We start from the raw sequence: 264 nt of genomic DNA, 5'->3' as shown, positions 1-264 counted from the left end.
GCTGTTTGATAAGTGACTGTCGCTGTCTGCGGCTATAGATAATAAATGCCAACATCACGCCGATCGTTATCGCCCAGCACGACCACACAAAAACCCCATGCTTACCCATGGCGAAAAACTCAGATACGCTATAAAAGTAAGGCTGCATAGTATTTTCCTAGCCGTTATTTGTGTTGACCACGAATGTATTCTTTGACCCACGCTTTGCCTTGATCACGGTATAAAATCAGCGTATTGGTACGATAAATCGCTAATGTCGCAACC

General features: G+C 44.3%; 1 protein-coding gene. It reads right to left on the bottom strand.

Features of this window, described 5'->3' with window-relative positions; all coding sequences use genetic code 11:
• The coding region (gene ccmD, locus SB725_RS31835) for a heme exporter protein CcmD (RefSeq protein ID WP_410923437.1) at positions 1 to 109 on the bottom strand (109 nt) is incomplete at its 3' end.
• Between the last annotated feature and the right edge of the window lie 155 nt (positions 110 to 264).

Origin of the sequence: Pseudomonas sp. SIMBA_041 (assembly GCF_046535095.1) — a bacterium.
Taxonomy (GTDB): Bacteria; Pseudomonadota; Gammaproteobacteria; order Pseudomonadales; family Pseudomonadaceae; genus Aquipseudomonas; species Aquipseudomonas mucoides.
The sequence above is the reverse complement of the archived record's forward strand: the minus strand, read 5'-3'. Positions and strand labels throughout refer to the sequence as shown.